Source organism: Serratia sp. CoH_134_PS_4 (assembly GCF_058190535.1).
Genome location: NZ_JBXWKI010000001.1, coordinates 1093145 through 1116024 on the forward strand (window position 1 = coordinate 1093145; position 22880 = coordinate 1116024).

A 22880-nucleotide genomic window follows, 5' to 3' on the forward strand; every position below is an offset into this window, starting at 1 on the left:
GCACAGCCCCCGCAGCAAGCTTTAGCGATACCCTTTAAAACCGGGGAAACTCATCCCACCGCCCGGCAGGTAGCAACGTTTGCTATGCTGCTGTTTGTTTTTGCCACAACGGTATTCACCATAGTGGGTGTTATGCTGCTGCCGGCTCGCATGTTCCGCAATTGCTCGCGCTTGTTCCTTCGCAATCGCCTCGTCATTGGCCTGCGCCACAGCCTCGGCACTCCATATTTTGTGCTTAAGCACACTGCGCTTTTGCTGATAACTCTCAGAGATTTTATTATCCGACGGTTGTTCGCCGTGATACTGCAAATCAACCAACGCCAGTGCGGAGAAAGAACAGCATTGCACTACGCAGGCAAGAAAAATCCGTTTCATTGATGCATTCCTAAGATTTAATCGGGTTGTCCAGGTGACGACACATCTGCCAGCGCGTGATGCTCTGCGAGCGAGGCCGTTACGCACTCCCGTTGCTGACGGGTAGCCTCCAATGCTTTTCGCTGAGCGCGCAAAATGGCAAGCTGCGCCTGTTCCATGCGTATTTGCTCTACATGCCACACATGTCGCATCACTCGATTTAGCCGCTGCCGATAATCAACGGTAACGCCACTTTCTCCTGAGGGTAAAGCTGGTGGGCGCCTGTCGACAAACGAATAACAACAGGAAGACGCCAGCAGCGTTAATGCCGCCGTCATCACAGAAGGCAATTTCAAAATATTAAACTCCATGTATGCCTATGGGGAGGCGTATTCTCATTTCATCCATGAGAATTCCCTTGATAATTAAATAACCCACTGTCAAAAAACAGATTACGCGATAAACACTAAACCTTAATGAAATAGAAGATACTGAGGAGCATAATCGGTAGATACAATATATTTAGCTGCTTAACGATCCCATAATGCTGACCAGTCTATCGTTCCACCAATACTCGGCTGCCCCTGGTTTAATACCGCGCTGGCTGGCTCACCGGCGCTGATGCGCTGCTTTTGTTCCCGTGTCGCCGGTGAAGGCTGCTCCCAACCGGTATGATATATACCAGGCTCAATAGCACTGCAACCGCTCAAGGTGATTAATAGCCCAGGGATCCATTGGCGTAATATCATATGTTCTCCTTTAAAATAGACGCAACCGTCAGTGACAGTAAATAGAAAATCACTTTTTTTAGTTTATTAACGCTAATTCAGCCGTGCTGGAACGAGGCCGATCCGCATTGATTATAAATACTGTGGGAAAGCGTTAAAACTGAAAATAAACAGAACAACCGATGAAGTCTGCCGCACGAACGCTTCAGATCACACTCATCCGCCGCCAAATACCTCTCAATGTTTACAAATAAAAAAGCCGGGAAATCTCCCGGCCTTTTCTCAATGCTCGACAGGCTTAGACTAACTCAACCACATCAAACTTAACTTCACCGCTCAGGTCAGCGTCGTAATCAACGCCTTGCAGACCAAAACCGAACAGGCGCAGGAACTCAGCCTTATAACCCAGGTAATCGGTCAGTTCATTGATGTTGCTGTCGTTGATCTGTGCCCAGATTTCACGGCAGGTGTTCTGCACGTCGTCGCGCAGTTCCCAGTCGTCCAGACGCAGACGGTGCTGCTCATCGGTATCCGGTGCCGTGCCACTGTACAGCTTGGTGGCGAACAGGCGCTGGATCTGCTCGATGCAACCTTCGTGGATCCCTTGTGCCTTCATGATTTTGAACACAATAGAGATATACAGCGGCATTACCGGGATAGCGGAAGAAGCCTGAGTCACCACTGACTTCAATACGGCAACATAAGCCGCGCCGCCTTTGGCTTTCAGTTTCTGATCGATAGCCTGAGCTGCGCGATCCAGATCTTCTTTTGCTTTGCCCAGGGTACCGTGCCAGTAGATTGGCCAGGTCAGGTCAGTACCAATGTAGGAGTAAGCCACTGCCTGCACGTTGTCTGCCAGCACGCCGGCGTCTTCCAGTGCGTCCATCCACAGCTGCCAGTCCTGACCGCCCATCACTTTGACGGTATCAGCAATTTCTTGCTCGTTGGCCGGTTCAACCACGGCTTCAACCAGCACGTCTTTGTTGGTATCCAATGCTACAGATTTGTACGGTTCGCCGATAGGTTTCAGCGCAGAGCGCACCACTTCACCGGTTTCTGGCATTTTACGCACCGGCGAAGCCAGCGAGTAAACCACCATATCAATCTGGCCCAGATCCTGTTTGATCAGATCGATAACCGTTTGGCGGCATTCATTGGAGAACGCATCGCCGTTAACGCTCTTCGCGTACAGGCCTTCTTCTTTAGCTGCCTTGTCAAAACCAGCAGAGTTGTACCAACCGGCAGAACCGGTTTTACCTTCACTGCCTGGCTTTTCAAAAAATACGCCGATGGTGGCCGCACCGCTGCCGAATGCGGCATTGATACGTGACGCCAAGCCGTAACCGGTGGAAGCACCGATCACCAGCACTTTTTTCGGCCCGTTTTTCAGTTCGCCACGTGATTTAACGTAGGCGATTTGCTCACGGACATTGGCTTCACAACCTGCCGGATGAGCGGTAGTGCAGATAAAACCACGAATTTTAGGTTTGATAATCATAGTAATTTTTTCTTGGTAGCTAAAAACCGAAGGACAATATACCTGATTTTCTCAATATACTTAAGCTGGGCGCATGACAGAATCGCAACAAGTACAGTGAACAGACCAGTTGCAGCGGTGAAAATCTTGCCCATGTGACAGGAAAATGGGGATAAGCGCGAGGAATTAAGGGTGGGCCTCAAGGCCAGGCAATTGCGCGCCTGGCCCGTTCAAAACCAATCAGGCTTTGTTCTTTTCCAACTGTTCGAGCAGCGTATAACGCAGTGAAGAGGCATCAGCAGGCGGGTTTTCCACCTCCGTCACCTGCACTTTTAGGCGATAGTTGTAGCCCGGTTCAAAAGTAAAACCTTCAATCCCGGTATAGAACAAGCCCCACGGCTCTTGTGCGGAATGACGCACTTGCATGCACTTCATTGGGGCAACGCCCGTACAATTGACCAGCGCGCTGTTAACCAGCAACACTTCCGTATGGTCTCCGTCTTTCTTCACGGGTTGGTTCACTGTCGCTCCCTCCTGGCTGCAGCCAGCCAAACCGGCCAGGGCAACCAATAACAACGCTTTGATTTTCAATGTACTACACCATTAAGTCTTTAGGTGCGGCGATAATAACAAAACGACTGCTACCAACGCCATCAGCGTGTTCCGAATTGCGAATAGGTTGTGTATGTCCACTGACTGTAGCGGAACAAATTAGCAATAGTGACCCTGCTCTCTTTTTGCCTTGTGCCGCAGCAAAAATGACGTCAGTTCGCCATTTGCCAACCGCAGCTTCTGCGTCTAACGTTATGAAATCAATAATCCCAAAGGGGTTTTCTATGCGTTTACTTTCTTATGTTTTCATCGCGAGCTCGGTGGCTTTCTTGTCGGGCTGTGCCAGTCAACCTAAAGTGACCAGTGACTACGACCACAGCGCTAACTTCACCCAATATCATACCTACGGTTTTGCCACCGAAAACGCGGGGCAATACCAAACCTTGACCGGTAAATACATTCAAAGCGCACTTAAACAACAGATGGAGCTGCGCGGTTACCAACCCAGCGCAACCCCTGATTTATTGGTCTACAGCAGCACAATGAAAGAAAACAAAGTGCAGGTGAACGATACTCCCGTGCCGGTTGGCCGCAGAGGTTATGCCGGCTGGGGGGGTTATAATCAAAGCATCTGGAGTTATACCGAAGGTACGCTGACGGTTGATCTGGTGGACAGCAAGAAAAAACAACTGGTTTGGCGCGGTTCAGCCAGCAATACGCTCAATTCCGACGGACAACCTGCCACCCAGGCCCAGATTCAGCAGGCGGTGACCGCCTTGTTTGCCGTCTATCCTTTTAAGGCCGGAGCGTCTGCCCGCTGATAGTCCTCAATAATACAGAAAGTTTCTGCCAGAACGGCAAGCCCTATTTCGGTCAGTAGGGCTTAATGCATCCCACGCACGGCCTCACTCCCCTTGCCTACGTCACACACTGCTTGCCTCTCGGGTATCAGGGTAACAATGCGCTACGCCCATTTCGCGACGGACCGTTGGTAAGACGCCATTGCATTAAACCCGCTAGCCAAATTCGGCCAAGGGAGTGACTACACAGGTAGGAAAAGGGTGTAATACGGAAGAGCAGGGGGCGTGATAAGCGCATGCTTTAGTTTTAACCACCTGTTTTTAAAAGACAAAATATTCAGCACAATTGCTTAAATCACGAAAATAATTATAAATTTCAACAAGATAAACGCACCACTAAAACAAAAGCTTAAAATACGTTCGTTATCCGTCTTTTTGCATTCAAATAGTTATAAAAAATCCCGCTACAATTCGAGAAATGTTCGAGTGATTATCCGCTGTCAAAATAATAATGACCGGTCAGCTTTTTCTACGAACAAATACGGTGCAACCCTTTCTTAGCACACCTTTGTAAAGCGTGTTGCTCACAGTCATACGCTTTTGTGAAACTTAGTATTAAGCATCAATGCCATAGCCCCTTGCCAACTCGAAGATGTAGTGGCAAAATACCAAAAATTAAATTTTAAGAAAAAAAGAAATTGAAAACATTCTTAAAGTATGTATCTGTTGGATTGGTAAATACAATGGCCCATTGGACAGTATTTGCCATCATGGTATCTAATAGTTTTACACAGCTACTCTCAAATTTTACTGCGTTCTGTATCGCTGTAAGTATTTCTTTTATTGCAAATGCTAAGTGGACCTTCAAACGTGAAGCTACAACAATCAGATACATTATGTATGTGCTTTTTATGGGAGCAATAGCATCTTTTGTAGGGTGGGCCGCAGATAAAACGAACATTCCCCCGATAGCAACTCTTGTTATTTTTTCTTTTATCAGTCTTATATCCGGTTTCATTTATTCAAAACATGTCGTATTCAAGGATAAGAAATGAAGATTTCCCTTGTAGTCCCTGTATTTAATGAAGAGGACACGATCCCTATTTTCTATCAAAGTGTACGTCGAGAATTGACAGGTTTCGATGTTGAAATCATCTTTGTTAATGATGGCAGCAGGGACGGTACCGAAAATATTATCAATGCACTTGCTGCATCTGACCAACTCGTTAAACCCCTTACTTTTACGCGTAACTTTGGCAAGGAGCCTGCGCTTTTTGCTGGCCTGGAATATGCAACTGGTGAGGCTATAATTCCAATTGATGTTGATCTGCAAGATCCGATAGAAGTTATTCCCAAGCTTATAGAACGCTGGCAGTCTGGTGCCGATGTTGTCCTAGCCAAGAGAGCCGACCGAAGTACCGATGGACATCTGAAGCGCAAGACGGCTGAATGGTTTTATCGACTTCATAATAAAATTAGCTCGCCGGCTATTGAAGAAAATGTCGGCGACTTTCGCTTGATGTCTCGGGAGACTGTCGAACACATTAAATTGTTGCCAGAAAGAAATCTTTTCATGAAAGGCATTCTTTCATGGGTAGGTGGTAAGGTTGACGTTGTAGAGTACACCCGCGCAGAGCGTGTTTCCGGAATATCAAAATTCAACGGCTGGAAGCTTTGGAACCTTGCTTTGGAAGGTATAACCAGTTTCTCAACCTTCCCATTGAGAATCTGGTCTTACATAGGATTGTTTGTTGCAGGCTGCTCATTTTTTTATGGTGCATACATGATTATTGACACAATACTATTTGGTAACCCAGTAAAAGGTTACACTTCCATAATGGTATGCATGCTTTTTTTAGGTGGAATTCAGTTAATTGGAATAGGTGTTCTTGGTGAATATATTGGAAGAGTCTATATAGAAACCAAGGGCAGACCAAAATACATCATTAATAAAAATAAATAAATCATGAATATGACAATGAAAATTAAAAAATCCAATCTAGAAAATATCACCATATTAATATTCTTGTTTCTAGCAGTAATGGTGGCATACCATCCTGCATATATTAATACTTACGGATTTTCTGATGATTACTCTACATATTTTGTTGCTAACCTATCTCATTCCAACTTAATTAAATGGGATGTCATGTCTGGCAGACCAGCATACGCTGTGATGCGTTACATTGCTCAAAAATCTATTGATACAACTGCAGATTTCACTATTCTCAGAGTATTATCTGTAATGAGTATATATGCATTATGCTCTTACCTTTACTTTTTCCTTAAAAGAACCAATTTCCCTGGGGGAGTTCTTTCATGGGTATTAACACCTTTGTTGCTTTGTTGCCTCCCACCTATTGTCTTGTTTGGAGCATGGGCAACTTGCTTCCCATATGTCACGTCAATATTGTTAGCCGGGATTTCTTATTCTGCATTGAATCACTGTGAGAAATTAAATCCATACCTTCGAATCACACTTTCTTTTCTTTTTATTGCTTTATCCTTTTCAATATATCAACCAACAGGTATGGCTTTCTCTTTGTTTATGCTGATAGATAACTGCCTAAACAATAATGATATAGACTATAAGAAAATAATTAAAAGTGCCATTATGATAATTTCTGGCATGTTAACTTCATTAATACTGTCTAAATCACTACCTGAATTTATCTACGGTGAAAGCTTCCAGAGAAGCACGTTAGCAAAGTCAGTTAAAGAAAAAGTAATCTGGTTTTTAGACAAACCACTACATGACTCCATATCAAACTATGTCATATTCCATGATAACCTTTACTTCCTAATCTCACTCTTCTTATTCGTTTCGTCAATTTTTCTTATTTACAAACAGAAAAACGGTTCGCAAAAGGTTGTGCTTTCTTTACTGATTATCATAGGAAGTTTTTCGCCAAACCTAATAATAGAGGAGGATTGGGTTTCCTATCGTTCTTTAGTAAGTCTTTACTTATGCATTGGTTCCGTAATGATCTTTGGCTTGTCCAGCCTAACAAATAAGTTCAATATCAAAAAAATAGCGTTATCGTTCTGTACTGCTTTTGCACTCACTAGTTGCATAAATTTTATTAATACCAATTTTGTAGGGCAATACAATCAGGAAGTCGTTGTATTGAAAACTGCTATCAAAGAAAAAATCACTAAAGACTATGATGGCTATTTAGTTTTTGATATATCCAGCCCTGTATGGAATGTTTTTGCCAGAACAAAATATGACGAAGTTGGGGCCCCATCGATTCAAATCCCCTGGGCGATAGTAGGATTCTCCGATTCATTGAGAAAAGAAATGCGTTACAAGTTTAAATTTAATAACGAAAACCCTGATAAATCAATATTAAAAGTTGATAGTCAGGACTGTTTGCAGAATTGTACTATTATTTCTGTAACAGAGAAACTAAGGGAGTTGAGTGAATAATTATTATCATATGCAGGCCTAATGGCCTGCATCATAACCCATTGTTTTTTCAAGCCATCTCTTAACATACCCCCATATTACTCCAGTTAAATAACCACCCGATACTTTCTCCATTTCACCAACGATTTTTTCAGCATCACTTGTCATATCAAGACATACGGTATCTTATAGAAAAATTCTATTTGGGAAAACTTGAACCATCAATAAATTTTTATTACGATAATCGATTGTATTTTTTGTCTATCAGTTTCATTCAGCTCTTTAGACGTCAATTATGGCACTGAAGAGTGCCTTACCATCATACAGATATCCCGGATAAGCTATGCTATTTTTAGCATATTCAATAACGACGATTTCCCCATCATGTTTATATACACCTAATCCCCCATAGGAAGATGTTTTCAACAACGTCATTTGTCACTAAAGCCCAGCGTCTCATAATATATCCCCCATACCATTACAAGAGCCGGCGAGCTATCTCCCCCAGTAACTGCAGTGTTATCTCCATGATTTGTTGTGGTTCGGTAATTCAGGACACCTCTAAATCCTGTTAATGTTAAAACAGTGAACATTAGGTGATTGCATGTTCAAAACTCGTCGTACCAAACATACATTTTCTCCAAAGTTTAAATTCGAAGCCATCGAACAGGTTGTCAAATACCAGCGCGATGTCAGGGAAATCGCTCAGGCGATCCGGCTCAATCCCGACCATTTACTTAAGTGGATACGATTTTACAGGCAACAGCTTCAGGGGCTCGAACCAACTGGGAATACCATTACGCCTGAGCAACGTGCATTCAGCAGCTTAAAGCGCAAATAAAACGTCTTGAGACGGAAAAAGAGATAATAAACGGGCTGTCGTGCTGATGAGCGAAATTTCCGAAAAATTTTCGCGCTAATCACACGGCTGAAAACAAAGTGACCTATATGGCTCCTCTGTCATTTATTCGGTGTTCACCGCAGCGTTATTACGCTCAGATGAAACACCCCATTGATGTACGGCAAGTCGAGTTACGGAGCCGAGTAAGAGCATTCCATGCTCTCAGTCGTGGTGCCGCAGGCAGTCGGACGCTCAGCCAGATGTTATACCAGAGCAGGGTTGATGCCGGTCGATGGCTGGCGCGACGCCTGATTCAGGGATGCGGGTTGACAAGCGGCTAGCACGTTAAATATCGTTCTCGGATAAACGATGACAACAGCCCGGCCTTACCAACTTATTGAGCCGACAGTTTAACCCCGCCGCACCAAACCGCGCCTGGTGTGTCGACATCAGTTTTATTCGTGTGCAGGATAAATGGTGCTATCTCGCACTTGTCGTTGATTTGTGTGCACGCCGAATTATCGGTTCAGCTCTCTCATTAATTGCCGATACTGATTTGGTGTGCAGAGCTTTGCATAATGCCCTGGAAACGCGACCCGGCAATAGTCCCTCGATGAGGATTTGACGGAAATCCGCCGACATTCCACGAGATCCAAAGCCTGACTGGGCGGTTATATGAGAAGAAAAAAGGGAAGGAATTTGCGTAGAAATTGCTGGGGCATAAATCCGAAATTATGACGGGTAAATACCTCGATACGCGGGGGAAAGAGTACGTGATGCTGTAAAAGACCGGATATAGAAATTCGGACATAATTCGGACATTTTCGGAAAAATCAAAATAAATACTTTGAAATCAACAGATTAAAAAAAGACCGAATACGATTCCTATATTCGGTCTAGGGAAATGGCTCTTGGGAGAGAGCCGTGCGCTAAAAGTTGGCATTTTGTGCAAAGCTTGTTCAGCCGTGCACTTTAAGAGTAGCTTACCGCGCTATTTTTGCCAGCCAGCACAGGCTCGGTGATAGTTTCATGAAGAAATTAATTCCGCACAATTTTTCATCACAGAGTTGTCTCAAACTAAGCCATTGTGGGATAAGCGATTAGTTAGCGCAGAGCTTCTCGGCACGTTCACGGTACGGCTCAACACTCATTTTCTTACCGGGGTTGGCGGCGTCATCCAGCAGGATGACATCCAGCGGCTGGGCACGCTGCTGCCCTGCTTTCACCTGCGCCTCTGCGGCAGCATTGAGCGGATACTGCATCAGTGTGCTGTTGTTGAGTACGAACAGTGCGCCGCCACTGCGGCATTGAAGCGTCACTTCTTCTTTGGTGAACGCCCACTGCTTACCGTATTCCAGTTTGGTGATGTTAACCAGTTGGTCTGCCGCCAGCGCACCGGTCGCGGTTGCCAGCAGCGTCATGCCAAGTAATACCGATTTCATGTTATGGCCTTAAGGTTGCTATTTGATTCAATTTTCCCGCAGTTGGGGGGCATCCGGCAAGCCGGAATGTTACACCGGCGCATAAGTTGCAAATAAACTGACCAGCAGCAGTACACCCGCCCCCAAACCCACCTCAGTCCAACAGGCGAGTACCAGCCCACGCTGTGCCAGCCGTGGCATGCTGCTCATCGCTGGGACGATGGCATAGCGGTTAGCCAGTGCGACCATCACCATCAGCGCCACTAATGCGGTTTTGAACAACAGCAGGCGTTGGTATGGGGAGTCCACGTTCAACGGCCAACTGCCGAGAATAATCAAACTGTTAATCACACCGGTTAACACCACTAGCGCTACCGCCAGGTGGCCCCAGCGTGAAAAACGAATTAGCGTGGTGATAGCATCGCTGCGGCTCTGCGGTTGGGCCAGATAACGCAGGCAGACCAACAACGGCAGCAGGCTGCCAAACCAGTAACCGGCTGCCAACAGGTGCAATGCGTGGTTAAAACGGTGCAGGACACCGAGTATTCCCTCATGCATTGCCGCATGGCCGATAAACGCCATGCTAACCAGTAATAATGTAGAAAGCAGTGCCAAGAGTTGTGTACGACGCGGTTCTGCCAGCCACAGGCTCAGCAGTGCCAGTAATGAAATGCCCAGGTGCCAACGCCAGACTTCGCCGAAGGTCGTACCCAGCACCGCCCACCAAACCTCCAGGCGCCAGGTATCGGCCCAACCGTCCCCCATCTGCCCGGCTTGAATAGCCAATAATGCCACGGCGGAAAGCCCGGCAAGCCAGGTGCAAGAGACCAACAAGGGACGCACATCACGGTTGAGATACGGGGAAAGGCGCTGCGGCGACAATAAGGCGGTGAATAGGCTGGTGCCAAACATCAGCATCACCGCCGCAAAGTGCACAAAGCGACACAGGACAAACAGGGTCGCCAGACTCATGGATCAGTTTACGGTGAAGCTGTACTGGCCTTTGGTTTTATGACCGTCGACCGAGACTACGTGCCAATTAACGTTGTATTTACCGGCAGCCAGCTCACCTTCGATAGGCAGGTTGACCTGGGTATTGTTGTTCGCGTCGAGCTGCAATTTACCGGTTTTCACTTCAGCGTTGTTCGGCCCGGTGATTTTAATGCCGCTAAAACTAGGCTCAATACCTTCAGAGAAGTTCAGCGTCAGCACTTTCGGTGCCGGACTCACGCTGGCATCTGCTGCCGGTGTTTCAACTTTCAAATGAGCATGTGCTAAAGCCTGCTGTGAAGACAAACCAACAAACAGCACAAAAATGGTGGAAAGCAGGCGATAAGAAGAACGAATTTTACCGATCACAGTGATATCCCTTAAAGCAATAATCGAGGGTAATAAGGGTTAAGGCTAACCGCATGGGCGATGTATCAGCAGCCCCAACCCACCGCAGATGATTGCGCCACGGGTAAACAGAAGAAGAATAGGATTATGATAACCCACTGTTTTAACTCTCTACCATCCCTGTAGCGTATCACGTCAAATGATAACGAGTGCCATTCAGCAAGTCGAGCAGAACACTGGCATTTTGCGATCCAGTAGCACATATCGCTGTAAAGCCACGACAACTACAGGGCATAAAAAAACCGCGCACCGGGCAGACCGGGACGCGGTTTTTAACAACAATAATTAGACCTGACCGTTACCGTTCTCGCCAGCTGCACCCATTTTCTTCAAATCTTTATCGATGAAGAACAGTGCGTTGCCGCTATTGCCCACCAGCGCCAGTTTATCCAGCACGGATTTGAACAACTTCTCTTCTTCGTGCTGTTCAGCAACATACCACTGCAGGAAGTTAAAGGTAGAGTAATCATGCGCAGACATTGCCGCGTGCGCCAGCTCGTTGATCTGGCGGGTAATCAGTTGCTCATGCTCGTAAGTTTGCTGGAATACGTCAGCCAGGGATGCAAATTCAACGGGCGGCGCAGCAATGGTACCCAGCAGTGGCAAAGCGCCTGTGTCGCTCAGGTATTCGAACAGACGTTGCATGTGCTGCATCTCTTCCTGAGAGTGTTCTTTAAGGAATGCGGCGGCGCCTTCAAAGCCTTTATCGCTGCACCATGCGCTCATTTGCAGGTACAAGTTCGCGGAGTAAAACTCCAGGTTCAGTTGCTCGTTCAGCTTCTTGGTCATTTCAGGCGTCAGCATAATCATTCCTTTATTTTGCAGGTATCAACTTAATTTTTCCGCATTATGCCTTGGTAAAAACAAAATAAAAACACTTGATTTACATCATCAAGGATTTAATTTTAAATTGATTAAAAATCAATACGTAATTTATTTTCTGTTATATGTTTAAATTATTATGATAACTATTTACATCCGTACATTTAATCAAAAAACGAATCATTCTTATTTGAAAAAATAAATAGATTGCATTGCCATTGGTGCAATAAATAATCTTCCGTATCCTACGTTATTATCTGCGGATATCCCCCTCTGCGCTTCGGGCTTGCCAAGTGCCTCTCGGTGCATTACCTTCTGCGCTGATCCAATGCGGTAACAAGTAAGGAGAATACGGTGGGTTACAATCTGGCAGAGCTTTCCAAAGAAGAGATGGACAAGGTGAACGTTGATCTCGCGGCGTCTGGCGTGGCGTTCAAAGAACGCTATAACATGCCGGTAATCCCGGAAATGGTCGAACGCGAACAGCCAGCGCATCTGCGTGACTACTTCCGCGAACGGGTGGCGCACTACCGTGTTGAATCACACAAGTATTCACGTCTGCCGTACGAACCGAAATCCAAATAATAAAGCCCGCCTTTATGGCGGGCTTTTGGTCATTTGCCGGCAAACTTATCGGTCGCCAACATCAGCTGATGCAGGATGCCCGGCTCATCAAAGGAGTGCCCCGCACCCTCGACGATATGCAACTCGGCTTCTGGCCACGCTTTCGCCAGATCCCAGGCGTTTTGCACCTGACAGGCCATATCGTAGCGGCCGTGAATAATCACTGCTGGAATATGGCGGATCAACGGGACGTTACGCAGCAGCTGATCGTCGCTGTCCAGGAAACCCAGATGAGTGAAATAGTGGTTTTCAATGCGGGCAAAGGCCAGCGCAAAGTCATCCTCACCAAAGGAAGCCGACTCACTGCTTGGCAACAAGGTGACGGTCTCCCCTTCCCACACGCTCCACAGCTTAGCCGCCTCGAGTTGGATCTGAGGGTCCGTTGACGTCAGGCGCTGGCGATAAGACGCAATCACGTCCTTGCGCTCTTCCGCTGAAAGAATCGACAGCACGCGTTCCCATTTTTCCGGGAAGAAGCGCGAAGCGCCGTCCTGATAATACCAATGCAGCTCTTGCTTACGCAGGGTGAAGATACCGCGCAGCACCATTTCGCTGACACGCTGTGGATGGCTTTGCGCGTAGGCCAAGGCCAGCGTAGAACCCCATGAACCACCAAAAACCAACCATTGATCCACTCCGGCCATTTCGCGCAGCCGTTCAATGTCCTGCACCAGATGCCAGGTAGTATTGTTATCCAGACTGGCATGCGGCTTGGAACGGCCACAGCCGCGCTGATCGAACAGTAACACCTTGTAGCGCTGGGGATCGAACAGCTGGCGGTGATAAGGCGAAATGCCGCCGCCCGGGCCACCATGGATAAAGACCGCTGGCTTGCCGTTCGGGTTTCCGCTCAGCTCCCAGTAGATCCGGTGGCCATCTCCAGTGTCCAGCCAACCGCTGTCATATGCTGCTAACGGCGGGTACAAACCTCGTAATTGTTCCATGGCGCTTCCGTCTCTCAGTGGGTCATCCCCTCATAAAAGCTGAAGCCGCCCATTTGGTCAACGGTAAAACCCGAAAACTCCTACCCTACCCAACAAGTTATGGTTCGTTTGCTTAAAATGAATACGACCTGCCGGCAAAATAACGGCAGGTCGTAGAGAACCAGACGCAAACTTAACCTCTTTTACGCAAATGCGGTTCGCGCATTTCCTGCGCAGTTTTTGCTTCAATGCTTAGTTCCGCTGTTGGCCGCAACAACAAACGTGCCAAACCAATAGGCTCTCCGCTTTCACGGCAATAGCCGTATTCGCCGTTATACAAACGCGTTAGCGCTGCGCTAATTTTCGGCAGCAGACGGCTTTCACGATCCAACTGGCGGAATAACAGCCGCAAATCCTCTTCGCGGGCAGCTTTGTCTGCTTCGTCACCGGACACTTCACCGCTGTCGATATCCCGCTTCAGCGCATCAATGTGCTGCAACAGTTTTTGTTGCTCGTCCAGCAAGCGTTGGCGGAAAAATGCCCGCTGCGCCGGATTCATGTAATCAGACTCCGGCATAGCCAAAAGCTGCTGCGGGTTTAACAAGGTCACAACGTTCATTGCGCTCTCCGGTTATTACTTAATTGTTATATTATAACATATCATAATTTTAAAGCAGCCCTTCATCAGAAACAAAATTACGCAGATAAACAACCAATTAGTTAAATCAGCTGCTTTCATGCTTGCATCCATTAGGCATAAGGAGGTTAATGGTTGAGCAACCCACCCAACCATAGGTAACTGAGAGGCCATCATGAGTAAGGGAATGGATAGCAAAAAAAATGCGAAGAAGAAGCCGTTGAAAACCCCCGCAGAGAAACGCGCAGACAAACGCGCTAAGAAAGGCCAGACTTCCGGCGAGTAAGCGAACTTCTAACCGTAGTTAAACCCGCCATGGCGGGTTTTTTATTGCCTGAAATTGCCCCCTTTCAACGGTTGGCATAGCCGCGTCTGCCAGTTAAGCTAAACCTGTGCAGTCACCCTGAGGAAATCATGAATTTACGTGTAATAGACACTGAAACCTGCGGGCTGGAAGGCGGCGTGGTAGAGGTGGCCTCTGTTGATCTGATCGACGGACAAATCGCCAACCCAATGAGTGACCTGGTCAGCCCCGACCGCCCCATTAGCATTGATGCAATGGCCATTCACCATATCACCGAGCAAATGGTTGAAGGGAAACCGCGTATCGCAGTGGCAATCGGGCGCTATTTGGGCAGTTCCTACTATGTTGCGCACAATGCGGCTTTTGATCGCGGCGTATTGCCGGAAATGAACGGTGCCTGGATATGCACCATGAAGCTGGCGCGGACTCTGTACCCAGACATCAAATACGGCAACCAATATCTGCGCTATGCGCTGAACCTGGACGTGCAACTGCCGCAAGACACCACATTGTACCCACATCGGGCACTGTATGATTGTTATGTGACCGCCGCATTGCTGCAACGCATTATCAAGGATTCAGGTTGGACGCCGGAGCAAATGGCGCAAATCACTGAACAGCCGGTGCTGCTGAAGAAATTTAAGTTCGGTAAGTATCGTGGGCAGGAAATAGACAGGATCGCGCAGGAAGATCCAGGCTATTTGCGTTGGATGCTGAAATCCATCGAAGATCTCAGCCCAGACATGAAGCACACGCTGAAATACTATCTGATCGGCTGAAAAAACGGGCAGCACTCGCTGCCCGCCTGAAGGTTACTCCGCCAACGCCAGAATAAAGGCGTATTCCAGCGCAATGTCTTCATAGGCCTTGAAACGCCCAGACTTGCCGCCGTGCCCTGAATCCATATCGGTATACAGCAACAACTGGCGATCGTCGGTCTTTAGATCGCGCAGCTTGGCAACCCACTTGGCCGGCTCCCAATACTGTACCTGGGAATCATGTAGCCCGGTGGTGACCAGCATATGCGGATAATCCTGCGCCTTCACTTGATCGTACGGGCTGTATTGCTTGATATAGTCGTAATACGCGGGTTCATTTGGGTTGCCCCATTCGTCGTATTCCCCGGTCGTCAGCGGAATAGATTCGTCCAGCATCGTGGTAACCACGTCGACAAACGGCACCTGCGCCACAATGCCATTAAACAACTGGGGCGCCTGATTGATCACTGCACCCATCAACAATCCACCCGCACTGCCGCCCATGGCGAACACCCGTTTAGCGTCACCGTAACCTTGGGCGATCAACGTTTCTGTCACGTCGATAAAATCGTTAAAGGTATTCTGCTTTTTGAACAGTTTGCCATCTTCATACCACAATTGCCCCAGTTCCCCACCACCGCGAATATGTGCCAGAACAAAGACAAAACCGCGGTCCAACAGGCTTAACCGGCTGGCGCTGAAGGCGGGATCCATGCTGCTGCCGTATGAGCCGTAGCCATACACCATCAGTGGGTTGCTACCATGTACAAAGCTATCGTGGCGATAAACCAGTGAAACCGGCACGTCGACACCATCACGCGCCTTCACCCATAGCCGCTCACTGCGGTAATTTTCCGGGGTGAAGTTTTTCACTTCCTGCTGTTTGAGCATCACGCGCTCACCGTTGTCGAGATTGAGCTCATACAACGTGGTCGGTGTGGTCATCGAAGAGTAGCCATAACGCAACAGCTCGGTTTCTGGCTCAGGGTTGTACGCCAACCAGGTTGTGTAGGTCGGGTCGTCGAAGGCAATACGTTTCTCTTCACCGCTCTGCCAGTGAATTTGGCGCAGTTGGGTCAGGCCCTCGCTACGCTCCTCCACCACCAGCCAGTCACGGAACAGGCTAAAGCCTTCCAACATCACTTCAATGCGTGGGGCAATCAGCGTCTGCCACTGCGCTTCGTCTGCCTGTTCGCTTTGATACAGACCGAAGTTTTTGCCGTCCTTGTTAGAACGGATATAGAAATGCTGGTGATAGTGATCGATACCGTATTCATGATCCTTACGGCGCGGCACAAACACCTGCGGTGTGCTGTCGGCGCGATCGGCGTCCAACAACAGGATTTCCGAGGTGGTGGTACTGCTGAGGTGGATCAAAATAAAACGTTCGGAGGTGGTTTTTTCCAGCCCGACGTAGAAGGTGTCATCCAGCTCTTCGTAGATCAGCGTGTCATGCTGTGGATCCGTACCAACCACGTGGCGATATACTTGGTAAGGCAACAGCGTTTTGGCATGTTTACGCACGTAATACAGGGTGGACGAGTCGTTGGCCCATTCAAAGCTACCGGACGTGTTTTCCAACACTTCGTCAGCCCAGGTATCGTTGCTGAGGTTTTTGAAACGAATGTCGTACTGTCGACGAGAGAGAAAATCTTCTGCAACCGCTAGCTGTTGGTTGTCAGGGCTGACTTCCAGCCCACCTAAGGTATAAAACTCGCGCTGCTCGGCACGCTGATTACCGTCAATCAGCGTATCCCAATGTGCGTTTTCTGCCTCGGGCTGACGGACGTAAATGGCATATTCATTGCCGGGTTCGAAACGCGTCTGATAGCGGTAGCCGTGTCTGACGTAAGGCACCGAATGTTCCTGCTGAGGAATACGTGCCACCATCTCTTCATACAACGTTTCGCGTAACGCCTGTTGCGGTTTCAATGCCGCGTCAGTAAAGGCATTTTCCGCCTGCAGATAATCCAGCACCTGCGGGTCTGCGCGCTCATCGTCGCGCAGCCAATAATAGTCATCAACACGCGTGTCGCCGTGCGTAGTGATAGGATAAGGACGTTTCTCTGCCTTAGGGGGTGTCATCATTGCTAAATCATCCGCTTACCTTGATTACGGCAAGAGTGACACGATTCCCCCCGGCTTGCCAAGCGGCGCTATGCCAGCTCGCGTTTTTTCTCATTAACGTCGTTTTCAATGCCCTGCTTAACATCCGCCGGGATCTTCAACGACTGCGCCAAAGCGTCAAGATAACCGCGCTCCATAAAGTGATCGACGTCGATCACCATGCAGCTCAGGTAATACACTTCTAGTGCTTCGTCTTCATTTTTCACGCTTTGGGCGATCAGGTCCGGGTTCAACGGTTGATCGATAGCTTCTTGCACCCATTTTTGCGCTTCCTCGCCTACCTGCAATTGTTCCAGGCTGTGATCGATGGCGAGTTTTTCTTCCGCATCAATATGGCCATCACTCTTGGCGGCAAATACTAAGGCTTGCACCAAACGCTTGGCGCGCAAGTCCACCGGCGTGGTCTGCAAACCAAACTGCGGTTCACTCTGATGCGTTTCTTTCACCCGCTGTTTGTATTTATTCCACAGCACCGCCCCCACCGCTGCGCTGCCGCCAATAATCAACGCGTTCTTGCCGAATTTCCCCACCAGCTTGCGTGAAGACTTATTCGCCAATAAGACACCGACAAGGCCCCCCAACGCGGTTGGGGCCAGCAGTTTGCCGATACCTTCTGACCCGCCAATTGAACCGGCCTTTTGCCCAATCATCGATTGGATCTGTTGCATCCAGTTATTTTTCATAATCACCCCTTTGCGTAGGAAACGAGGCGCAGGCATATGAAGCCCAGACCGCCGGTAAACCGTCAGATTAGGGGATTTTTTGTCAATTTACGTATGGGGGATGAAAACCTGTGTAGCAAGACATTGGCGAGGGAGGAAAAGCCGGCTTCACCCTTAAGTGCAAGCCGGCCAGCGGGTGTTAAGGCTGTTCGTCCTCTTCACCCGGCTGCTCGTCTTCCTGTTCGTATTCTGCCAGTTCGTCACGCATTGCCTGGATAGACTCGCGAGCCAACAGCGACAACGTCCGGTAAAAGCCGGTGGTGGCATGAGCTTCTACTTTGCCGAGGAAACGACCGCACCACGGCAACAGGTACTCGTCAAACAACGTAATTTGCGCCTGCACTTCGTCTTCCTGTGACTGATCTTCCAGCCAGGAAGCCGCCAACAGCAAAGAACCGAAATGATCAGCGGGTGCTTCGCTCAGCGGCATACCGCGTTGCTGCAAGAATGTACGCACTTCTGCTTCAGACGCCCCTTCAACATAGGCAGAGCGGTAAGGCGAGACACTGCATTCACTGCCGACAAACATCGCGTTGAAATCAGTGGACAGTTGATTGACATCGCAACCTTGTTGCAGACGTACCAGCAATTCATCCTGCTCCAACGGCCAGTGTTGTTTCAGTTTGCCTTCTTTGATCAGCGTGAACAGCGGCACCAACAGCGGATCCTGCGGCTGACGGTAAAACAGCGTACCCAGCACGCGGCAAACAACGGAAAACTCATTCATGATAATGCCTTATACAATACGGAAAAATTTGCCGGGACGATGTCACAAATCGGCCAGTTCCGCAATCGCCGGCTTGCCACGCCGCTCGAGAAAGTCCAACAGACGCCGTGGGCTGACGTTAAGGATACGTTCCTGCGGGAATTCCACCTCAGCAATAATGCGCTCGCAATGTTCAAAACCGCCGAGCGAGAAAGCTATGTGTGAATCCGAGCCTAACGCCAGCCAGCCGCCGGCATCACGCACCGCGGCTGCAATCGCACGGCAGTTGTCTTCGCTGCCCTTGCGCGAATGGGTGAACGACGAGTTATTCAGCTCAAGCGCCACGTCGTACTTCGCCGCCGCCGCCGCCACCGCCGCAATATCAATCGGGTATCTTGGGTTACCGGGGTGGCTGATAATATGCACATCTCCCTGTGCCATCGCGGCAATCATCGCTTCAGTATTGGCCGCTTTATCCTGCGGTGCGAACACCGGCTCGTGGAAACCGGCGATAATCACGTCGATTTTATCCAGCATCGGACCGGTGCAGTCGATATCGCCCTGCAGATTTTTGATGTTGGCCTCGATACCGCGCAGTATGCCCACGCCATCCACCAGACGCGGCCACACGTGCATGTTCATAAAGTGCCAATAATGCGGTGCATCGGCCATATCCGGGCCGTGATCGGTGATGGCGAAAAGTTTGATGCCCTTTTGCTGGGCTTCGACGATGTAATCATGCAGCGTGCTGTAGGCGTGGGTGCTGGCAACGGTGTGCATATGTAAATCAACGGGGTACATTGCTTCTCCTTCTGGGCGGCCTGCCTGGAGTACAACAGCAGGCGGCGGTTTCTTATATTTAGCTTAGCAGGTGCATCACCGAAAGATCAGTAGCCACGTTCCACATCCACCAACCCGGCAGGCACTTGCCCGGCCTCAAGCGCGAGGATGTTTGCCGCTATCTGATCCATTGCCACTTCCGGCAACGTGATGGCAGCAATATGCGGGGTAATGGTGACACGCGGATGACGCCAGAACGGATGCGTCTGTGGCAGTGGCTCGTTGACGAACACATCCAGCGTAGCGGCGGCCAGTTGACCTTGCTCCAGCGCCTGCAACAAATCATCTTCAACCAGATGCGCACCGCGAGCCAGGTTAATCAAATAAGCCCCTGGAGCCAAGTGCGCGAACAGTTGTTGATTGAGGATCCCGGCGGTCTCCGGCGTATTGGGCAAGAGATTGATCAGCAATTGCACACCATCTAAAAACGCGGCGCGCTGCTCTGCTCCAGCAAAGCTCTGCACGCCGTCGATCTGTTTTGGGCTGCGGCTCCAGCAACGCACGTTAAAACCAAACGCCGTTAGCTTCTGCGCCACGCTTTTCCCCAACACCCCGGCACCGAGGATGCCAATAGTGAAGTGATCCTGTTGATGAGGATCGAGCGGCCGCCACTCCTGCTGCTGCTGTAGCAATTGATACTCGTCAAAACGGCGGAAATAACGCAACACGTAACTCAGTGCATATTCCTGCATCTGTTGTGCCATGCCGGTATCCTCAAGACGTACCAGCGGCACACCTGCCGGCAGAGTACCGGGATGCTGGCGCTCTTGATCCAAGATAGCGTCGACGCCCGCTCCCAGTGCAAAGACCCCTTTTAGGGCTCCACGGTGAGCCAACATCTCGTGCGGCGGTCGCCACACCAATGCGTAATCCGCCGGGCGATCGTCGCCCGGTTGCCAGGCGCGCACCCTCGCCTGCGGCAAACGTTGCGATATACCTGCTATCCATTCCTGGGCATTAAAGAAAGGGTGATAAAAAAGGATGTCCATCTGCACAGCTCCTGTCTGTTTTTATGTATTTGCAACCAGACTTCCGCGATTCGCTGCCAGATGCAAGTGTTAAAGCCCAAAATGAAAACAGCCCCGACCAGTGGGGCTGTTTTTTAGACTGCAGGATCTCAGGCTGCAACAGGAGCGTCGTGCCGTATTAACCGCCGTAACAGTGGGATCAAGATTAACATCACCACCCCAACGCCTGAGGCTCCCCAACCCAACGCGCTGAACACCTCGCTGTAACCGGGGTTGGTCAGCGCAGGGGTGCTGCCACTGTTCTCAGGCATTAGTCCGGAGACGTAACCAGCCAATACCGAGGCAACGCCGGTAACCATCATCCAGCATCCCATCATTACGCCCTGATAACGCGGTGGCGCCAGTTTGCCGATCATCGCGTAGCCGATCGGTGAAATCATCAGTTCGCCAATGCTCTGCAACACATAGCTGATGACAATCCATTTAAACGCCACCAACCCATCACCACCGGCCAGGCTGATGCCTAGCGGCAGCACCAGCATGCCCAGCCCGATGCAGAACAGCGAACCGGAGAACTGCATTGGGATATCAATCTTGCAACCACGTGCTCGCAGGCGATTAAACCACCAGGCCATCAAGGGTCCGCCCACCACGATCACCAGCGTATTGATGTTCTGAATCCACTGAGGTGCCACCTGAATACCATAAACGTTCAGGTTGATATTGTGTTCGGAGAACAGCATTAACCCCATCGGGGCCAACTGATACAGCGCCCAAAAGACCAGAGAACCCAGCGCCAAAATGAGATACGCAGTCATCCGACGACGTTCATCACGCGGATGATGACGTAACGTAACCACACACAGCATCAGGAAAATCAACGCACCGAGGCCAATAACAAAATGACCACTGAACTCCGCATGGGTCAGCATTACGCGGATGATCGGCACCAGCAGCACCAACACGGCTAACCCGACCAACATGCGCCAGCGGTACTGTGAACGAGTGGCATCGTGCAGTGGCGTGTTGAGATCGGCCAGGATGCGCCAGCGGCTGACGGCAACGATAATCGCCGCCGCATTACCCAGGGTAGCAAACAGGAACAGCGCGCGATAATTTTCGGTCAGTTGGAAATAGCCGGCTACGGTAAAGCCGACAAAGAACCCCAGGTTCATCCCGGCGTAGTTCCACAAAAAGGCCGCTTCACGTCGATCGTCGTCCGGCTTAAAGCGCTGGGTCAACATCATATTAATGCAAGTGACGTTCAGCCCGCTGCCGGTCAGGAACATCGCCAATCCCCAGTAAAGGCCCCAGACGCCTGCCACTGCGATCAACGCGCAGCCGATCACCTGTAGCACCATACCCAACACGAATAAGTTGCGGTTACTGAGGAAACGCCCGCCCAGGTAGCCCCCAAACATATGCAACCCATAGTTGAACGCACCAAATACGCCCATCATGGCGTTGGCGTTGCCTTCGCTGAAACCCAGACGCTTGGTGGCATAAAGCACCAGCGTGGAGTACAACACGGCAAAACCCAGCGTGGCGAAGATTTGGATAAAAAACAGTGCCCCGGCACCCGGGGGGATGGCATGACGCTGCGGCGCCGCCGTTGTGGAGTCCGATGAAGTCAAAGTGAACCTCTGCTGCATTATTATTTGATAGATCAGTCCCTGTCTGTGTTATCGCCAGTGCAATGCCCGGCAACCTGCGCGGGGTGTGATATTCCTTGCCAAAACCCCACGTCAGCACCCTTCCATTTAGCGACACATATGACTAATAATCCAGTATTAATGCATATATCAGCACCAGAGCCAATGCCATTGCTGGTATATTGAGCTAACCCACAGTGAAATGTACAAATAATAGTCTTAAAGATAATTTAGCCCCGAAATCATCTTGAAAATCTGCGCCATCCGGCTGTCTATCGCTCGGGAAATCAGCAAATTGCTGCAAGTTTAGCTAAACAGTCATGGTTATGTCACAAGAGGGTTGACGCTGGGATCAGATTCTCCTACATTAGCGCCCGTCGACAACGCAATGCGTTAGCGATGAAGTAAAACGGTGAGGTGTCTGAGTGGCTGAAGGAGCACGCCTGGAAAGTGTGTATACGCGAAAGTGTATCGAGGGTTCGAACCCCTCTCTCACCGCCATATTTTAAAGAGAGAGCCTGGACTAACGTCCAGGCTTTTTTTTGCATGTTATACGGACCGAGAGGGGCGAGAACCCTCGACCGGGTTCGACAAAACGCATGCGTTTTGGACCGCCAAAGGCGGCCCGCAGGGTGAGCGCAGCGAATCAAGCCCTCTCTCACCGCCATATTTTAAAGAGAAAGCCTGAACGAAAGTTCAGGCTTTTTTGTTGTCTGCATTACAGGGAATTCTGATGGGGGGATCCTCCGCCCATGCGGTTTGCCGCAGTTTTCAGCAAAGCGAACACAGGTTAAGCGGACGCACCAAAACGCAGAAA

General features: G+C 49.4%; 23 protein-coding genes, 1 tRNA gene, 1 other RNA gene and 1 pseudogene. 9 read left to right on the forward strand and 17 right to left on the reverse strand.

Going from position 1 to position 22880, the window contains the following annotated elements:
* Nucleotides 1–21 precede the first annotated feature (21 nt).
* From AC2FCQ_RS05035 to AC2FCQ_RS05055, 5 genes are all read right to left on the reverse strand, one after another.
* Nucleotides 22–375 carry a hypothetical protein gene (locus AC2FCQ_RS05035; RefSeq protein ID WP_209632820.1) on the reverse strand — a complete coding sequence of 118 codons (354 nt, stop codon included), beginning with the start codon at nt 373–375 and terminating at the stop codon, nt 22–24.
* 17 nt (nt 376–392) lie between these two features.
* Nucleotides 393–710 (reverse strand): hypothetical protein, encoded by a 318-nt coding sequence (locus tag AC2FCQ_RS05040; RefSeq protein WP_490307673.1) that lies wholly within the window; start codon nt 708–710, stop codon nt 393–395.
* A 174-nt stretch (nt 711–884) separates the two neighbouring features.
* Nucleotides 885–1103, reverse strand: coding sequence for a hypothetical protein (locus AC2FCQ_RS05045; protein ID WP_490307674.1), 219 nt, complete (start codon nt 1101–1103; stop codon nt 885–887).
* Nucleotides 1104–1380: 277 nt separating this feature from the next.
* Nucleotides 1381–2580: an enoyl-ACP reductase FabV gene (gene fabV / locus AC2FCQ_RS05050; RefSeq protein ID WP_209632817.1), complete on the reverse strand. Its 1200-nt coding sequence runs from the start codon at nt 2578–2580 to the stop codon at nt 1381–1383.
* 219 nt (nt 2581–2799) lie between these two features.
* Nucleotides 2800–3150, reverse strand: coding sequence for a DUF4377 domain-containing protein (locus AC2FCQ_RS05055; protein WP_490307675.1), 351 nt, complete (start codon nt 3148–3150; stop codon nt 2800–2802).
* Between the two features lie 245 nt (nt 3151–3395).
* Here AC2FCQ_RS05055 and AC2FCQ_RS05060 point away from each other — a divergent pair, with 245 nt between their 5' ends.
* The 5 genes and pseudogenes from AC2FCQ_RS05060 to AC2FCQ_RS05080 form a co-directional block, all read left to right on the forward strand.
* Nucleotides 3396–3932 carry a DUF4136 domain-containing protein gene (locus AC2FCQ_RS05060; protein ID WP_490307676.1) on the forward strand — a complete coding sequence of 179 codons (537 nt, stop codon included), beginning with the start codon at nt 3396–3398 and terminating at the stop codon, nt 3930–3932.
* Nucleotides 3933–4609: 677 nt separating this feature from the next.
* On the forward strand, nt 4610–4966 hold the full coding sequence (locus tag AC2FCQ_RS05065) for a GtrA family protein (protein WP_490307677.1): 357 nt from the start codon (nt 4610–4612) through the stop codon (nt 4964–4966).
* Nucleotides 4963–5874 carry a glycosyltransferase family 2 protein gene (locus AC2FCQ_RS05070; RefSeq protein ID WP_490307678.1) on the forward strand — a complete coding sequence of 304 codons (912 nt, stop codon included), beginning with the start codon at nt 4963–4965 and terminating at the stop codon, nt 5872–5874. Before AC2FCQ_RS05065 ends, AC2FCQ_RS05070 begins: the two co-directional genes overlap by 4 nt.
* A 15-nt stretch (nt 5875–5889) precedes the next feature.
* Entirely contained in the window at nt 5890–7341 is a 1452-nt protein-coding gene (locus AC2FCQ_RS05075) for a hypothetical protein (protein ID WP_490307679.1), read from the forward strand.
* 583 nt (nt 7342–7924) lie between these two features.
* Nucleotides 7925–8759 (forward strand): annotated as a pseudogene (locus tag AC2FCQ_RS05080) (IS3 family transposase); the annotation flags it as partial.
* Between the two features lie 502 nt (nt 8760–9261).
* Here AC2FCQ_RS05080 and AC2FCQ_RS05085 read toward each other — a convergent pair.
* The 4 genes from AC2FCQ_RS05085 to ftnA form a co-directional block, all read right to left on the reverse strand.
* Entirely contained in the window at nt 9262–9603 is a 342-nt protein-coding gene (locus AC2FCQ_RS05085; protein ID WP_037420318.1) for a YebY family protein, read from the reverse strand.
* A gap of 69 nt (nt 9604–9672) precedes the next feature.
* Nucleotides 9673–10554, reverse strand: coding sequence for a copper homeostasis membrane protein CopD (gene copD, locus AC2FCQ_RS05090; RefSeq protein ID WP_490307680.1), 882 nt, complete (start codon nt 10552–10554; stop codon nt 9673–9675).
* A gap of 3 nt (nt 10555–10557) precedes the next feature.
* On the reverse strand, nt 10558–10941 hold the full coding sequence (gene yobA / locus AC2FCQ_RS05095; RefSeq protein WP_209632797.1) for a CopC domain-containing protein YobA: 384 nt from the start codon (nt 10939–10941) through the stop codon (nt 10558–10560).
* Nucleotides 10942–11265: 324 nt separating this feature from the next.
* The gene (gene ftnA, locus AC2FCQ_RS05100) at nt 11266–11784 is read right to left on the reverse strand and encodes a non-heme ferritin (protein ID WP_209632796.1); all 519 of its coding nucleotides are present in this window, start codon (nt 11782–11784) and stop codon (nt 11266–11268) included.
* A 372-nt stretch (nt 11785–12156) separates the two neighbouring features.
* On the opposite strand from ftnA, the gene AC2FCQ_RS05105 reads away from it, so the two are divergent.
* A complete protein-coding gene (locus AC2FCQ_RS05105; protein ID WP_037420309.1) occupies nt 12157–12387 on the forward strand; it encodes a DNA polymerase III subunit theta in 231 nt (76 codons plus the stop codon).
* A gap of 29 nt (nt 12388–12416) precedes the next feature.
* Here AC2FCQ_RS05105 and pip read toward each other — a convergent pair whose 3' ends face one another.
* Nucleotides 12417–13370 carry a prolyl aminopeptidase gene (gene pip / locus AC2FCQ_RS05110; RefSeq protein ID WP_209632795.1) on the reverse strand — a complete coding sequence of 318 codons (954 nt, stop codon included), beginning with the start codon at nt 13368–13370 and terminating at the stop codon, nt 12417–12419.
* Between the two features lie 172 nt (nt 13371–13542).
* A complete protein-coding gene (dksA, locus tag AC2FCQ_RS05115) occupies nt 13543–13968 on the reverse strand; it encodes an RNA polymerase-binding protein DksA (protein ID WP_209632794.1) in 426 nt (141 codons plus the stop codon).
* A gap of 432 nt (nt 13969–14400) precedes the next feature.
* Between dksA and exoX the strand changes: the two genes are divergently transcribed.
* Nucleotides 14401–15069, forward strand: a complete 669-nt coding sequence (gene exoX, locus AC2FCQ_RS05120; RefSeq protein WP_490307681.1) for an exodeoxyribonuclease X — start codon at nt 14401–14403, stop codon at nt 15067–15069.
* 33 nt (nt 15070–15102) lie between these two features.
* Here exoX and AC2FCQ_RS05125 read toward each other — a convergent pair whose 3' ends face one another.
* From AC2FCQ_RS05125 to AC2FCQ_RS05150, 6 genes are all read right to left on the reverse strand, one after another.
* Nucleotides 15103–17136 carry a S9 family peptidase gene (locus AC2FCQ_RS05125; protein WP_490307682.1) on the reverse strand — a complete coding sequence of 678 codons (2034 nt, stop codon included), beginning with the start codon at nt 17134–17136 and terminating at the stop codon, nt 15103–15105.
* Between the two features lie 68 nt (nt 17137–17204).
* Nucleotides 17205–17858, reverse strand: a complete 654-nt coding sequence (locus tag AC2FCQ_RS05130) for a tellurite resistance TerB family protein (RefSeq protein ID WP_209632791.1) — start codon at nt 17856–17858, stop codon at nt 17205–17207.
* A gap of 178 nt (nt 17859–18036) precedes the next feature.
* Nucleotides 18037–18624, reverse strand: coding sequence for a TorD/DmsD family molecular chaperone (locus tag AC2FCQ_RS05135; protein ID WP_209632790.1), 588 nt, complete (start codon nt 18622–18624; stop codon nt 18037–18039).
* Between the two features lie 42 nt (nt 18625–18666).
* Nucleotides 18667–19404, reverse strand: a complete 738-nt coding sequence (locus tag AC2FCQ_RS05140) for a phosphatase (RefSeq protein WP_020826369.1) — start codon at nt 19402–19404, stop codon at nt 18667–18669.
* 86 nt (nt 19405–19490) lie between these two features.
* Nucleotides 19491–20432, reverse strand: a complete 942-nt coding sequence (ghrA, locus tag AC2FCQ_RS05145; protein ID WP_490307683.1) for a glyoxylate/hydroxypyruvate reductase GhrA — start codon at nt 20430–20432, stop codon at nt 19491–19493.
* A gap of 128 nt (nt 20433–20560) precedes the next feature.
* On the reverse strand, nt 20561–22063 hold the full coding sequence (locus AC2FCQ_RS05150; RefSeq protein WP_404759823.1) for a peptide MFS transporter: 1503 nt from the start codon (nt 22061–22063) through the stop codon (nt 20561–20563).
* A gap of 411 nt (nt 22064–22474) precedes the next feature.
* On the opposite strand from AC2FCQ_RS05150, the gene AC2FCQ_RS05155 reads away from it, so the two are divergent.
* Nucleotides 22475–22564: transfer RNA gene (locus tag AC2FCQ_RS05155), tRNA-Ser, on the forward strand.
* 45 nt (nt 22565–22609) lie between these two features.
* A non-coding RNA gene (locus AC2FCQ_RS05160) (RtT sRNA) lies at nt 22610–22730 on the forward strand.
* Nucleotides 22731–22880 lie beyond the last annotated feature (150 nt).

Bases quoted from the DNA above. Each gene is read 5' to 3' on its own strand.
- AC2FCQ_RS05130 (WP_209632791.1), bottom strand. From the start codon at position 17,858: ATGAAAAATAACTGGATGCAACAGATCCAATCGATGATTGGGCAAAAG.
- AC2FCQ_RS05135 (WP_209632790.1), bottom strand. From the start codon at position 18,624: ATGAATGAGTTTTCCGTTGTTTGCCGCGTGCTGGGTACGCTGTTTTAC.
- AC2FCQ_RS05150 (WP_404759823.1), bottom strand. From the start codon at position 22,063: ATGCAGCAGAGGTTCACTTTGACTTCATCGGACTCCACAACGGCGGCG.
- AC2FCQ_RS05140 (WP_020826369.1), bottom strand. From the start codon at position 19,404: ATGTACCCCGTTGATTTACATATGCACACCGTTGCCAGCACCCACGCC.
- AC2FCQ_RS05035 (WP_209632820.1), bottom strand. From the start codon at position 375: ATGAAACGGATTTTTCTTGCCTGCGTAGTGCAATGCTGTTCTTTCTCC.
- AC2FCQ_RS05070 (WP_490307678.1), top strand. From the start codon at position 4,963: ATGAAGATTTCCCTTGTAGTCCCTGTATTTAATGAAGAGGACACGATC.
- copD (WP_490307680.1), bottom strand. From the start codon at position 10,554: ATGAGTCTGGCGACCCTGTTTGTCCTGTGTCGCTTTGTGCACTTTGCG.
- exoX (WP_490307681.1), top strand. From the start codon at position 14,401: ATGAATTTACGTGTAATAGACACTGAAACCTGCGGGCTGGAAGGCGGC.
- AC2FCQ_RS05045 (WP_490307674.1), bottom strand. From the start codon at position 1,103: ATGATATTACGCCAATGGATCCCTGGGCTATTAATCACCTTGAGCGGT.
- AC2FCQ_RS05075 (WP_490307679.1), top strand. From the start codon at position 5,890: ATGAAAATTAAAAAATCCAATCTAGAAAATATCACCATATTAATATTC.
- dksA (WP_209632794.1), bottom strand. From the start codon at position 13,968: ATGAACGTTGTGACCTTGTTAAACCCGCAGCAGCTTTTGGCTATGCCG.
- AC2FCQ_RS05125 (WP_490307682.1), bottom strand. From the start codon at position 17,136: ATGATGACACCCCCTAAGGCAGAGAAACGTCCTTATCCTATCACTACG.
- AC2FCQ_RS05085 (WP_037420318.1), bottom strand. From the start codon at position 9,603: ATGAAATCGGTATTACTTGGCATGACGCTGCTGGCAACCGCGACCGGT.
- pip (WP_209632795.1), bottom strand. From the start codon at position 13,370: ATGGAACAATTACGAGGTTTGTACCCGCCGTTAGCAGCATATGACAGC.
- ghrA (WP_490307683.1), bottom strand. From the start codon at position 20,432: ATGGACATCCTTTTTTATCACCCTTTCTTTAATGCCCAGGAATGGATA.
- fabV (WP_209632817.1), bottom strand. From the start codon at position 2,580: ATGATTATCAAACCTAAAATTCGTGGTTTTATCTGCACTACCGCTCAT.
- AC2FCQ_RS05060 (WP_490307676.1), top strand. From the start codon at position 3,396: ATGCGTTTACTTTCTTATGTTTTCATCGCGAGCTCGGTGGCTTTCTTG.
- ftnA (WP_209632796.1), bottom strand. From the start codon at position 11,784: ATGCTGACGCCTGAAATGACCAAGAAGCTGAACGAGCAACTGAACCTG.